Consider the following 13,922-nt stretch of genomic DNA (forward strand, 5'->3'; position numbering starts at 1 on the left):
TAAAGATTAGAGTTAACGAATGGAGAATAAGCAGGTGATGCGCAAGGTTGGAGAAAATGTGAGAAAAGTGGTTGTCAACTGGTAAAAATTTAGAAAAATTATTTTAATGGCAATGTGGAGGAAGTTTTAATGGGAACTCAAGAGGGAATAGGACACGAAATAAATTTAGTTGAGTTGTTTTGGAAAATTTTGTTTAGTTGGCGCCAGGTAATCTGCTATGGAATTATCTTTGCCATATTATTTTGTGGGATGAGATATGCCAGAGATAGTGAGGCGTATAAGTTGGCTCAAAGTTCTGAAACAGGGGTAACAGAATTGACAAGTGAAGAGAAGGAACAGCTTGACGATGCTTATACAATGAAGAAAAGAATTGAAAACTATGAAGATTACTTAAATGAATCAGTACTGATGCAAATTGATCCGTATAAAAAGCCCGTTATTGAATTGCAGTATGTTGTAGAATCAGATTATACGTATAATTATACACGAGATAATCAGACTGATTATACAGGAAATCTAATGTCTTTATATTATAATTATATTAAAAGCGGAGAAATGAGTAATAAACTGATAGAAGCAACAAAGATTTCTATTAGTCAGGCTGATTTTAGTGAATTATGTGGTGTATCACAAAGCGGAAGTACTATGGTAGTTGCATTTGTGTGGATGGAAGAAAGAAAATTAGATGAGATTTCTGAATTTATTAAGGAAGAGTTGATAAAAAAAGAATCAGAGTTCCAGGAAGTTGGTTCACATAGATTAAAGCTATTGAGAGAATCAAAAAATGTAGTTGTAGATGCTGGCTTAGCAGAAATAAGAAATACTTATTCTAACAATATTGCATATATTAATACACAATTAAATGCTTTAAAAACAGATATGTCAGAAGAACAATTGAAATTATTGCAAAATGGACCAGGAGAAGAAGTAATAAAGCCTGAAATTCCCAAACCCGTCCCCAGCAAAAAGTATTTCCTCCTTGGAGCTTTCCTTGGAATTTTTCTGGTATGCGCATGGGCAGCCTGTAAAATGCTTTTTACCGCCCGGCTGCAGAATCCGGAAGAAATCCGTGCTCTCTATAATACCAGGCTGTTGGGGGAAGTAACAGTAAAATCAAAGAAAAAACGTTTTCTGTCAGTGATTGATGATAAACTTCTGGCTATAAAAAACAGAAGAAAGAAGAAGTTATCTGTAGAGCAGCAGGTTAAGGTAATAGCTGCCAATATTTCTCTTTCCTGCAAGCAGCAGGGGATAGAAAATATCTATATGACAGGCAGTGAATATGAGAATGCAGATACTGCCACATTAGATATGCTGAAGCAGGAATTAACCAGTCAGAATATTCAGGTAAAAGAGGGCGGCAATATATTCTATGATGCTGAATCTTTAAAACAGGGTACGGAAATCGGCAATATGATTTTTGTGGAACAGACAGGAAAGTCTATTTACGATGAGATTTCCAATGAGCTGAATCTGGCCAGAGAGCAGAAAAATCAGATTCTGGGAGTTGTAGTATTAGTATATTGATTAAAAAAGTGAAATAAAAATTGAAACTGCCACACCACACCATGGATTTGCTATCATGGTGTGGTGTGGCAGTTTCACAGTCTGGGCAGGCTCACCCCACCCGCCACACTGTAAAATGCTCCGTCTCTCCTATCTCCTCATATCCCATCTCTTCAAAATATCCGTCAAGTCCTTTCTCCTTATTGGGAATGACATACCGGATATGAAATCTTCTGACATAACGTTTCAGAATATCCGATTCCACCGGTACTCCGTAGTAAAGCAGCATGGTAAGAATATGATGGCTGCTCCGCTCATTCAGGACCTGCTCCACAGAAGACGGATCTGCAGGATTCATGGACCAGTTCAGGATATCCTTCCGCCGAATGGTATTATAAATGGAAGGGTTATACTGGCGCAGTTCCAGAAGCTGTATATCTGCAAAAAGGCAGCGTTTCGGTTCAGAAGTTTGGGCGTCTTCCTCAATCATATCTGCAATGGCAATGGACTCATCACTGATTTTGTAGATATTTTCCGCAGGAACCATATGGGGCAGCTGACATTCTCCCGCTGCAGCTGCCAGGATAAGGAAAAGAGCCAGAGCAGCAGCCTGTTTCCACCGTCTGGTAAATCGGTAAACCAGGCAGACGATGGCAAAAGCCAGCACCAGATTGACAGGCAGAAGCCAGAAAATCCGGCGGATTCGGGAAGACAGGCCAATCTTGTCCCCAACAGGAATCATCAGATAAGGATTGAATACGGTAAGTAAGGCAAACAGCACCGGATAGACGAAGATGGTTTTTAAGTCTCTTTTTTTCAGGAGCCAGAATGCGGCCAGGGCCAGCACATAAGCCAGGAAAAAAATTACAATATTGGAAAATGCATCGTCAAAGGCTTTGTTCAGAAAGTCCATGCCTGGTTTATACAAATTCTGCATAACAATCCTCCTAACCGGTATAAATAAACAGATGATGTTTCGTCAGCAGGTAAGCCGCTCCATACAATATACAGGGAAACAGGCAGACAGCATATCGTATCCAGATATACAGCAAAGGTTTTGCCGAGGCCTGCATCAGGCGGAAGCGGCTTTTGCCTTTCCCGGATTCCCAGAGTACAGAAGTATCTTTCTTACAGAATCCCAGAGGAATCAGGCAAATGCTCAGTTCAAAAGGCAGCATGTAAATTGCTGACATGTTCAGGCCGAAGCTGGCCCAGATAATCAGGAACAGCTCCATCCAGTGGTGGTGATTCCGGTATTCCCTGGCAATTTTCAGGAACAGCAGAAACACAGCCGGCATGATAATACAGGCCAGAATGGTTTTTCCCTCAAATGCACGGAAGAATAAAAATTCTGCACTGGTATATAAGTTAAAACTGAACAGATTCAGCCAGAACAGACAAAATACCAGGAGCGCGCTTTTTTTTCTGGAGAGGGGAAAAAGCTGACGCCCCAGCTGATAGTAAATCAGATTGGCCATAATCACCATCAGAGTGGTTTCCACGGTTCTGGTTTCAATCAGGGGTGCAAGGCCGGTCAGAGTGCAGATAACTGCGCTGTGATTCTGGTAGGTTTCCAATAGATACTCCGCATCCAGCCTGTCCAGCAGGTGGCCGGTATAGGGGCTGTACTGGCTGATGGTATCAGTGTATACCGAGGAACTCACGTCTCCGATATAATAGGACTGATCCCACAGGGCGTAAGTCTCTCCATTGTAATTGGTCAGACAAATCTGAATCATCACAAGGAAAATCAGAAACAGGAATATCCATTTATATTCTGACAGCAATTCTTTCCGCTGGTTCCATTTTTCTTTTAAAATTTTCCGATTTCGCAGAAAATACAGGAGGGCAGTAACAGCCAGCAGGAAACACCAGAGCTTTGCTAACAGTGACAGGGGCTGTAATGTGAATTTCAGCGGAAGGGCGGCTGCCTGAAACAGAAGAAAGAAGAGGAAAAACCCCAGGATTATCCGGTAAGATAAGGAAGTCTCCTGAGATTTTGTAAAGCTCAGGAACAGGTCTCCTAACATATAACTGAAAATCAGATACAGCAGAATCATTCCGGTACACAGTAAATAAATAGTTATCATCTTAATTCCTCCCGGTTAAGTTCAGGACGTTATGCAGGGACTGGCGGATACCGTTTAAATCCAGTATGGCAAAGAAAAACAGTGTCCAGGGAAAGAAGGCGCCGGTCAGAGCACGAAAGGTAACGGCTGTTTCCATAAGCCCGTGGGCAGGCGCCAGCACATAGCTCAGGAAAGGCAGCATGCCGATAAAAATAAGAGGCAGGTTTCTCACACAGGTCTGCCGGGTTTTATGCCCCGTAAAAAACAGAATCATGTATATTGCAAAAACTGCCAGTATCAGAATCAGAAGAGTTTTCTTTCCAAAACCCACATGAGAAAGAAATCCGTTCAGATTTTCAAAAAGCATGGTTTTAAGTGAGCCGGCTGAGAAAGACGAACCGAAACAGTATTCTCCGATCCGGGCCATATATGCAGGAAACAGGTTGCTTCCGGTGAGTAATACAGTCAGTACCCATTTGGTTATGGTCAGAAGCAGATAACCCAGGAACCAGAAAAGGGTACAGCCCGTCAGAGATTTCCACACAGCGCTGGCTTTCTGTTTTGGCCCATAGTCACGGAAAGAAAGAAAGGCAACGGTAAGAGGAAGGCTCAGGGCAATAACCGGAACAGTTCCCGTATCCAGGAAAGCAGTGACTGCTCCGATTCCGTAAAAGGAAAAAAGAAGCCGGTGCAGGTTTTCTTCCCGGAATAATTCTTTTTTTCCGCACAGGAACAGAATGGAACAGAATGCGGTAAGGAAACATCCGGTCTGAGGCAGTGTCCAGGAAACGGGAAGAATGTCTGCCCATAAAAAGAAAAAGAGGAAAAAAAATCCGTATGGAGCGGAATACGTTCTGCTGATTTTCCAGGCAGCGCCGAACAGAAGCATGAGAAAAGCAATCATGCAGAGATAACGAATCTGGCCGATATGAAAAAAGCACAGCAAAAACCGGCCCGGTGCCTGCATTCCGTTCCAGCGAAATCCCTGGTCCTGTCCCATGAGCGTGTTCCACAGTGTGGAATATTCCGGATTCTGATTCAGAGAAGTCAGAAATTCCGTTTCCGGTTTCAGGGAAGGGGTGTCTCCCGGCAGACAGCCGTTCTCAGGAAATTCAGACAGCAGCTGCAGAGACAGTTCTCTGTGCCCCATAATTTTTTCGTCCGGAATGCAGTGAGACGCAAAAACCAGAAAAAGAAAAAGTGCGGTCAGAAAAAAGTGCAGTCTGCCAAAAGCATGTATTTTACGAAAATGAGATTCCATGTTTCCACCTCGTATCTGTCAGTAAAAGTTTTTATCTGATGTAATTAAAATGCCAGAAACCCTGTTGCCGCCTGAGGCCCTGACAGGAAAAAGTTTTACTTTGAAATGTTAAGTTACAGGATTCTTTTTTATTATTACCAGCATCATTATCATTATTATTATCATGGATAGTTTACATGACATTTTGCAGGAAAGCAATAGAAGAAATGGAAATTATATATAGAAAAGTCCCCTGTTTTGTGATATACTCACGGAGTTAGTATGAAAACAGCACAGAACCTGCAAAATATAAAGGAAACGCTGATGAAAGCGCTTCCTGAGAAGTCAAAAACCCCGCTGCAGGCAACGGGGTATCAAAAACGGATAAGGAGGACACAGAGATGGCAAAAGACACGCGCAATTACAGCAGCACCGGGAAGAAAAAAAAGAAGACCAGACGGAAAAAACGCCAGCAGCGGAAGATTATTCTGGTAATTCTGGCTGTGATACTGGCTCTGGTGGGACTGGTTTTCGCCTACGTCTGGAGTAAATACGGAAAGCTGGGAAGAATTTCCATTAAAGATAAAGATGTTAAGGTGAACGATCTGTCAAAGGATACTCAGAAGAACCTGGACGGTTATGAGAGTATTGCACTGTTTGGACTGGACAACCGTTCTACCGGTAATTTTGAAAGAGGAAACAGTGATACGATTATAGTGGTAAGCATTAACCGGAAATCCGGAGAAATCAAAATGGCGTCCGTATACCGGGATACCTATCTGGATATCAGCGACAATACCTACCGCAAGGCAAATGCGGCATATGCCAACGGAGGGCCGAAACAGGCCATGGAAATGCTGAATAAGAATCTGGATCTGGATATTACCGATTATGTCAGCGTGGATTTCAGCGCTCTGGTGGATGCTATCGACCTGCTGGGCGGCATAGAACTGGATATTTCTCCGGAAGAAGCCGAATGGCTGAATGGATATGTGGTGGAGACCAATGAAGTAACCGGCCACAACAGCGGCCCCGTATCACCGGGACAGGGGGTTCACGTGGACGGAGTGCAGGCCACTTCCTATGCGAGAATCCGGTATGTGGGCCTGGATTACCAGCGTACCGAGCGACAGCGTACGGTGATTACCAAAATGTTTGAAAAAGCAAAACAATGTGATCTGATGACGTTAAATAATCTGCTGGATGAAATGCTGCCTCAGATTTCCACCAGCTTAAGTTTTACGGAAATGCTGGGACTTGCAACAAATCTGCCCAAATATCATATGGGAGAGAATACGGGATTTCCCTTTGACAAGGAGACGCCGGGCAATGTGGGAAGTGCCGGGGATGCTGTGGTACCGGTGAACCTGGAAAATAACGTGGCTCAGCTTCACCAGTTCCTGTACAACAGTGATAATTATACTCCTTCTGAAACGGTAAAAAGCATCAGTGCCACCATAAAGGCAAATACAGGATATTAAAGGGGATATTTGGATATAAATGTGAAAAGTGCCCGGAAACATTGACACCGGATGTCAGATACTGGTATGATGAAAGCAGTAACAGCGGAAGTGTATTGGGAGATGTTCCGGGCAGCTGTATGTAAGAAAAATTCTCATGACGGCGGCCGGGAAGAAGCATACCGGGAAGGAAAGGGAAGAATATGAGGAAAATGTGGAACCGGGCCGGCAAATATGCCATAGTGCTGATGTTTGCGGTATTTCTGGGCATGGGAATCAGGGTGGAGGCAGCTCCGGGACCTGTAACCGGGGTAAAGCAGACAAATGCGGGAACCAATTCGGTGAATATTGCGTTTCAGGCGCTGGTGGATAATAGTGTAAGGTATGAAATCCGTCTGAGCGACAGTCCCGCCGGTATTTTTGAGGAATGGTCTACCTGTACGGGAGGGGAAGATTACCTTTACAATCTTCCCAATGCAGGAAGTTCCTATTATCTGCAGGTGGTTCCTTTTACCAGAAACGGGCTTCAGCGGGAATATGGGCCTGCGTCTGAGACAATTGAAGTAGTAACAGCGCCCGGCGCCAAACCTGAGAATCTGAAGCACACCGGTTCTACTGAGACCAGTATCAGCCTGAGCTGGAATCCGGTGCCAGGGGCCACCGGTTATCAGATACGCTACAAAGCCGGTGCGGCCAGTGAGTATCTGGAAACTTATGGAGAGCAGAATCAGGCGGTGTTAGGCCAGCTTGCCCCTGATGAGGAATATTATGTGGAAGTTTATCCGGTAAGGAAAGGTTCAGCCGGATTCAGCGCTGTGGGCAAATCGGGTGCTAATCTTTACAGTGTTCCGGTGATTCCGGGAAAAGGGAAAAAGCCTTCCTGTGTGGCCTACTGGCAGAGCCTGGGGCAGATTCGTTCCGATGTCAGTTCCATGAAATCAGCAGATGGGTACAAATGGGAAATCTGGTCTGCTTATCAGAAAAAGGATAAGAAATTAAAAACACACACACAGAATTCAGAAGCGGCTTTTATCAGCTATAGCGGATTCAAAAAATATAATTTTTATAAAATGAGAGTCCGGGGGTACTGCACTAACAGCGATGGGACGAAACTGGAAGGAAAATGGTCCGACTGGACGTATTTCTGTCCCCAGCCGGACATTATCAAACTGAAATCCGTAAAATCAGGAATCAGTGTAAAATGGAACACCATTAAAGGTGCGGACCGGTACCAGGTGTATGTGTCCGATAAGCAAAAGTCAGGATATAAAAAATGTGCTACCACAAATAAAACCTCCATAACTGTGAAGAAGTTTGGAAAATCAGCCTTTAAAAGCGGAAAAAAATATTATTTTTACGTGACTGCATATAACAAAGTCGGAAAGAAAATGTACTCCGGTATGACAGGAGGCAAAATGGACGCCTGGTATATTACGTATAAGAAAAAGTAGCGGTACGGAAAATGTCTGCCGTTTATTTTTATCAGCGGCCTTGCAGCAGCAATGGAATTTCTGATGCTGCATGTGACGGAAAAAGGCGGAAATTATTTTTCGGGTATCAGTGTGATTTATTTTGTAACATGCATCCATGCGCTGGCTTCCGTTTATTCTGGAGCTGACAGCCAACCGGAAAGAGCTGGACCAGCAGAACAGAGAACTGAAACGACTGGCCAGTTACGATGAACTTACCAGTCTCAGAAACCGGAGAAGTATGCTGGACTGCTGGAAAGGTATAAAACGCAGCGATTACTGTGTGGTGATGGGAGATATTGATGATTTTAAGAAAATCAATGATACCTGCGGCCATGAAGCGGGAGATGAGGTGTTGAGGCTGGTGTCTTCCAGTATGGATGAGGCAGTGGACCGGGAAGATTTTGTCAGCCGCTGGGGCGGTGAGGAGTTCCTGATGATTGTGTTTGGCAGCGTGGCCTATGCATTAAAAGTTATTGATAAGGTACAGCGGAACTGAAACAGGCAGATTTGTCAGTGGACGGAAGGCAGATTCCGGTAATCATGACTTTTGGAATCTCGGAATGCGGTGAGGTTCCCGGCCAGGATGTGGATGAGCTGATTCGGCGGGCTGACCGGAGACTCTATATCGGAAAGAACAGAGGAAAGAACTGCATTAAAATTAAGGATGAATAGAGAGCAACTCAGATAATATAGCGACAGATAAAAGAGATTGCAGTAAAATACAGTTTATATACATATATGGATGAAATTTATGAGGTCTGAATACCATTTCCTGTATATAGCGGCTGTTTTACAGCAATCTTTTTTGTTACTGTGATTCCGGCATGAAAAGAATGAGCGATAACAGAAAATTGTAAAGTTTCTGTAAGTTTCTGGCAGGTAGTTGTACTGGAAAAAAATTTGTGATAGGATAAAAAGCGACACAAAATGACAAAACGAGAAAGAAATGGAGTGCAGAAGGAATGAAATTGTCGAAAAGAATTCTGGCAGCTTTCTTATCGGTATGTATGATTGCTTCTTCCGGCAGTATGCAGGCGGAGGCCAATGATAAGATGTGGTCTGATTCCGGGCAGATAGAAAGCAGGACAGAGGAGAAGCTGCCGGCAAACAAAATGGAAGAGCGTCTGCCGGAGAGCAGAACAGAGGAGAGACTGCCGGAAAACGGGACAGAACAGAAGCCGGAGAAAGCAACGGAACAGAATCAGCCGGAAGGATGGGAAACGGGCGTTCTGAATTTTATTATGCAGGAATCCGAGCAGATTCAGGTACCGGGTGTGCAGAATGTGGTAGCAGGTCTTGGAGTGGAAGGAGATGTCATAAAGCAGGCGCAGCTTCAGTACAAAAATACTGCCACAGGACAGGAATTTACCGCAGATGCTGCGGGAATTGCTGATAATATGGTGCGGTTTTCCATGGAATACAACAGGGAAGAACAGAAAGGGATTTATGAGCTGACCGGAATTACCTGGAAAACGGAAAAAAATGCCTGCCGTGTACTTATAAGAGATACCGGTATGCAGGTCGTGTACGGAGTGAATCAGGCAGTAGAAGCAGAACCGGATGAAGTGCTGCTGAATCAGGAACTGCTGGATGAAGTGGAAGCAAATATAGTAACCATGGATGAAAACGGCAGGGCCAGTTCCGGATATACGGTGGAACATGCGCTGGATAAGGCTGCATCAGGAACCGGAACAGGATTTTCTCTCCATAATATGACGCGGGGCGCAAAAAAAATGGTGATTGTACTGGATCCCGGTCATGACAGCACCCATTCCGGGGCAGGTTATAACGGACTTAAAGAAGAAAACCTGGTGCTGAAAATTGCCCAGTACTGCAGAACAGAATTGCAGAAATACAGCGGGGTTACCGTTTACATGACGAGAGAAACCCAGAGCTGTGCCAATGGCGGAAAGAGTGTAAATGCATCCACCTGCAATGCCAGAAGAGTGGAATTTGCGGCCGGTAAAAAGGCAGATGTCTATGTGAGTTTTCACCTGAATGCCAGCGCCAGCAGCAGCGCCAACGGAATCGGCGTATATTACCCCAACAGCAATTACAGACCGGCCATAGGAGCGGAAGGAAAGGGCCTTGCTACAGAAATTTACCGGAAGCTGGCGGCTCTGGGCCTTGCAACCTGGGCAGGAGGAATTTTAATCCGCAATTCTCAGGATAATACTCAGTATCCGGACGGTTCCCTGGCGGATTATCTGGCGATTATCAGGAGAAGCAAGCTGGCCGGATTTCCGGCAGTTCTGATTGAACACGCATTTATAAGCAACACAGGAGATGTAAATAAATTTCTGAATACAGACGCAAAATTGAAGAAACTGGGTGTGGCAGACGCCCAGGGAATCGCTTCCTATTACGGCCTTACACTGAAAGGAGCCGGGGAGGATGATGAGGACGACGATAAGGAACGAGGAGGAGAAATTCCGGAAATTTCCTATGTACAGTCCAGAAACAGCTCAAAACTCCGGGTGAGATGGGAAGACATTCCGGAGGCTGATTCTTACCGTGTATACCGAAGCACTTCTGAAAACGGCAGTTATGCGGAGATTGCCAGGGTGCCAGGAACCAGTTATGACAACGGCGGCCTGACAGCCGGTAAAATATATTATTACAAACTGTGCGCTGTGTATGCAGACGGGACGGAATCAGAGCTGTCAGAACCCATGTCCGGAAAAACCCTTGCCCAGCCCACCCTTACAAAGGTGATTTCCAAAACGAACGAACAGATTAACCTTACCTGGACCAGCGTAAAGGACGCAAAAAAGTATGAAATTTTCCGCAGCCAGTCGGAGGAGGAAGGTTACGAGAAAATTGCCACCCTCAAAGCCGGACAGACCACCTATATGGACCGGGAAGTAGAGGCCCATCAGACTTATCTGTACAAAGTCCGGGTCAGAGGCGGAGAACAGAACGGTTTCAGCAGTTTTTCCAATATATATTCCGGCTGGGCAGTGAAAAAAACAAAAATTTACAGCGTAACGGCCAAAGGCAAAGGGGCGTTGCGGATTACCTGGAAACGGAACCCCAAAGCATATGCTTACCGTATCCAGAGAAGCACCTCTCAAAACAGAGGATATAAGACAGTTGCAACCATTAAGTCAAAAAATACAACCTCCTATACGGACAGAAACCTGAAAAGAGGACAGAAATATTACTATAAAATACAGGTGCTGAACCGGGTGAACAGAAAAACCGGTTACAGCGGTTACTGCAAACCGGCGGCGGGAGTTACGAAATAAGGATGGAAAGTTGAGAAAAAACGTGCTACAATCACAGGAGGAGAGTGAAAAAGAAAAAGAAAGGAAGAAAACAGCCATGAAACCGAGAAAAAGTATGAAGCTGACAGCCATTTTGTTAGCTGCAGTTGTACTTTCCACAGATGTCTGCGGAGGAAGCAGCCTGGTTCAGGCGGCACAGCAGACAGAGCAGGAAGCAGTTCCGGAGGAACAGCAGGCACAGGCGGAAGAAACGGAAAGTCAGCCGGTGTCAGAGGAGCCGGAAACCCTCCGGGAATCTCAGCCTGAATCAGAGGAAGAAGGCCGGGACGAGATACAGGAAGAAGAACCGGAGCAGAATCCGGTAGAAAATGTACAGGATTCCCAGGATATGATACAGAAAGAGGAAATGGAAGGATCTGAGTCTGAAGATACAACAGAACAGCGGGAAATGGAAGAACTGCCGGGATTTCCGGAAGAACTCCTGAAGGCAGCGGAGGACGGCGGGAATGAGATTTCCCCGGAGGAAGCCTTTGCAGAGCTGTTAAAAGAATATGATATGTACGGCGTTCTGGCCAATGATGCGGAATTTCCGGTTCGGCAGGAGCCTTCCAGGGAAGGGGCAGTGGTGCAGGTGCTTACCAGCGGTTACCAGGTAAGGCTGACAGGCGCTGCCCTGACAGAAACAGGACTCTGGTTTCAGATTGAATTTGCAGTGAACGACGTGGTGTCCGGCGGTTATATTGAGAGCGAATATGTGCTCACCCAGGATGAAAGGCTGGACGCATGGAAGACACAGTATCTGAACAGAGGCATGGAAGTACATACGTTTACCAGAGGAAGCGCAAGAGGTACGGATTTGTCCGCATTTCCCCAGAGTTACCGGACGCTGATTCAGAAGCTGGTACAGGTACATCCCAACTGGAGTTTTGTACCCATGAATACCGGACTGGAGTGGTCTGTGGTGCTGAAAAATGAAATGGCGGACGCCCGGAATCTGGTGGAGACTTACCAGCCGGACACCTGGAAATCCACAGAGCCCAAAGACTATAATATGGAGACGGGAAAATGGGTGATTAAAAACGGAACCAACTGGGTACAGGCCTCCGAGGCCATTGTAAAATATTATCTGGACCCCCGGAATTTTCTGAATGAAGAAGCGGTGTTCCAGTTTGAACAGCTTACCTATAATGCATCCTACCATACGGAATCCGGCGTGGAAAGAATACTGAGCGGTACTTTTATGTCTCATAAGAAGCTGGAGGACGGTTCCGGCGACGGAATGACCTATGCCCAGGCTTTTATTGAAATTGGAAAAGAGTTAAAGGTCAGCCCTTATTTTCTGGCTAGCCGTGTACGCCAGGAACAGGGAGTGAACGGAACATCTTCTCTGATATCCGGCACCTATCCCGGATACGAGGGATATTACAATTATTTTAACATGAGTGCAACGGGAATCGGCCAGGAAGTTATTATCAGCGGTCTGAATGAGGCGAAAAACGCAGGCTGGAATACCCGTTACAAGGCCCTGAGAGGAGGAGCGGACAAGGTATCCTCCAAATATATCAGGCGGGGGCAGGATACCTTTTATCTGCAGAAATTTGACGTGGACGCCTCTTATGACGGTCTGTACTGGCATCAGTACATGCAGAATCTTCTGGCGGCGGAAAGTGAAGGAAAGAGCGTTCAGAAAAGTTACGCTGCTATGGGAGCATTGAACAATAATTTTGTGTTTAAGGTTCCGGTGTATCAGAATATGCCTGCTTCCCCATGTCCCAAACCGGGAGAAAATCTGAGCAAACCTGTGCTGCGGGCAGAAAAAACAGGAGCTGCCTCCATAAGGCTGTCCTGGGATGAAGTGGCGGCGGCCCAGGGATACCGGATTTACCGTTCCGTGGGAACAGACGGTTCCTGGTCCAGCCTGGCAACGGTCAGCAGGGGCGACATCCTTACCTGGGAAGACACCACAGCGGTACCGGGAAAAATATATAATTACAGAATGCGTGCTTACATGAAGCTGAGCGGAGGCAACAAATATTCCCCGTATTCCGACGCGCAGACCATTGACTGCAGAGTTCCGGCAACTTCCTGGACGAAATTTAAAATCAAAAATTACAGGACGGTGGAACTGTCCTGGAAAAAGACAGCTGTGGACGGTTATCGGATTTACCGGAAAAAAGGTACGGGCAGTTATTCCTGTATTGCAACCATACAGGGGAACTCCACCATCAGCTACAAAGATACCAAAGTAGTACCGAAAAACAAATATACTTACCGAATCCGCGGTTACGTGATGGTAAACGGAAAGCGCTATTATTCCAAATATACCGGTACGAAAAAGGCAGATTTGAAAATGGCAAAACCTCAGCTGAAAAAAGCCACCGTGTCCAAAGGAAGCAAAATTAAACTGACCTGGAAACGGGATTCCAAAGCAGACGGCTATTATATCTACCGCGCTACTTCTCAGAAAGGCAAATATACGAAAGTTGCCACCATTACGAAGAATAAAACCGTATCCTGGTCTGACAAAAATATTACCACAGGAAAGACCTATTATTATAAGATACGTTCCTATGCGAAAGGCTCGTCCGGTGGGACGAAATATTCCAGCTATTCCAAAGTCAGCACGGTAAAAACTGCCCTGAGCAAGCAGACGGTAACTTCTGTTACCGTTTCTCAGGGAAAGGTAAAATTAAAATGGAAGAAAGACAGTAAGGCCACAGGCTATAAAATTTACCGTGCCACTTCCAAAAAGGGGAAATACCAGGAAATAAAGAAAATTACCAAAAATACGACAGTTTCCTGGACGGATAAAACCGCCAAAGCCGGAAAAAACTATTACTACAAAGTGAGATCTTATGCAAACAATGGAAAGAAAGTAAAATATTCCGCCTGTTCTGCGCAGAAATATGTCCGGGCAAAATAACCGGATACCGAAACAGGCAGTCATG

General features: G+C 45.3%; 10 protein-coding genes. 7 read left to right on the forward strand and 3 right to left on the reverse strand.

What is annotated here, in order from left to right; translation table 11 throughout:
• The first annotated feature begins 129 nt into the window (after window positions 1-129).
• Window positions 130-1,527, forward strand: coding sequence for a hypothetical protein (locus VSQ32_19785; GenBank protein ID MEH2945022.1), 1,398 nt, complete (start codon window positions 130-132; stop codon window positions 1,525-1,527).
• 91 nt (window positions 1,528-1,618) lie between these two features.
• Here VSQ32_19785 and VSQ32_19790 read toward each other — a convergent pair whose 3' ends face one another.
• The 3 genes from VSQ32_19790 to VSQ32_19800 are packed head-to-tail and all read right to left on the reverse strand — an operon-like array spanning window position 1,619 to window position 4,725.
• On the reverse strand, window positions 1,619-2,443 hold the full coding sequence (locus VSQ32_19790) for a hypothetical protein (protein MEH2945023.1): 825 nt from the start codon (window positions 2,441-2,443) through the stop codon (window positions 1,619-1,621).
• Window positions 2,444-2,453: 10 nt separating this feature from the next.
• Window positions 2,454-3,596, reverse strand: coding sequence for a DUF6077 domain-containing protein (locus VSQ32_19795; protein ID MEH2945024.1), 1,143 nt, complete (start codon window positions 3,594-3,596; stop codon window positions 2,454-2,456).
• A gap of 1 nt (window position 3,597) precedes the next feature.
• Window positions 3,598-4,725 (reverse strand): hypothetical protein, encoded by a 1,128-nt coding sequence (locus tag VSQ32_19800; GenBank protein MEH2945025.1) that lies wholly within the window; start codon window positions 4,723-4,725, stop codon window positions 3,598-3,600.
• 491 nt (window positions 4,726-5,216) lie between these two features.
• Between VSQ32_19800 and VSQ32_19805 the strand changes: the two genes are divergently transcribed.
• From VSQ32_19805 to VSQ32_19830, 6 genes are all read left to right on the forward strand, one after another.
• The gene (locus VSQ32_19805) at window positions 5,217-6,296 is read left to right on the forward strand and encodes an LCP family protein (GenBank protein ID MEH2945026.1); all 1,080 of its coding nucleotides are present in this window, start codon (window positions 5,217-5,219) and stop codon (window positions 6,294-6,296) included.
• 182 nt (window positions 6,297-6,478) lie between these two features.
• Window positions 6,479-7,726, forward strand: a complete 1,248-nt coding sequence (locus tag VSQ32_19810) for a fibronectin type III domain-containing protein (protein ID MEH2945027.1) — start codon at window positions 6,479-6,481, stop codon at window positions 7,724-7,726.
• Window positions 7,727-7,862: 136 nt separating this feature from the next.
• Entirely contained in the window at window positions 7,863-8,243 is a 381-nt protein-coding gene (locus VSQ32_19815) for a GGDEF domain-containing protein (protein ID MEH2945028.1), read from the forward strand.
• A gap of 11 nt (window positions 8,244-8,254) precedes the next feature.
• Window positions 8,255-8,419 (forward strand): hypothetical protein, encoded by a 165-nt coding sequence (locus VSQ32_19820; GenBank protein ID MEH2945029.1) that lies wholly within the window; start codon window positions 8,255-8,257, stop codon window positions 8,417-8,419.
• A gap of 296 nt (window positions 8,420-8,715) precedes the next feature.
• Complete coding sequence (locus VSQ32_19825; protein MEH2945030.1) at window positions 8,716-10,995, forward strand: N-acetylmuramoyl-L-alanine amidase; 2,280 nt, start codon at window positions 8,716-8,718, stop codon at window positions 10,993-10,995.
• A gap of 76 nt (window positions 10,996-11,071) precedes the next feature.
• Window positions 11,072-13,897 carry a hypothetical protein gene (locus VSQ32_19830; GenBank protein MEH2945031.1) on the forward strand — a complete coding sequence of 942 codons (2,826 nt, stop codon included), beginning with the start codon at window positions 11,072-11,074 and terminating at the stop codon, window positions 13,895-13,897.
• Window positions 13,898-13,922 lie beyond the last annotated feature (25 nt).

This window comes from Lachnospiraceae bacterium JLR.KK002 (assembly GCA_036941025.1).
Classification (GTDB): Bacteria; Bacillota; Clostridia; order Lachnospirales; family Lachnospiraceae; genus Petralouisia.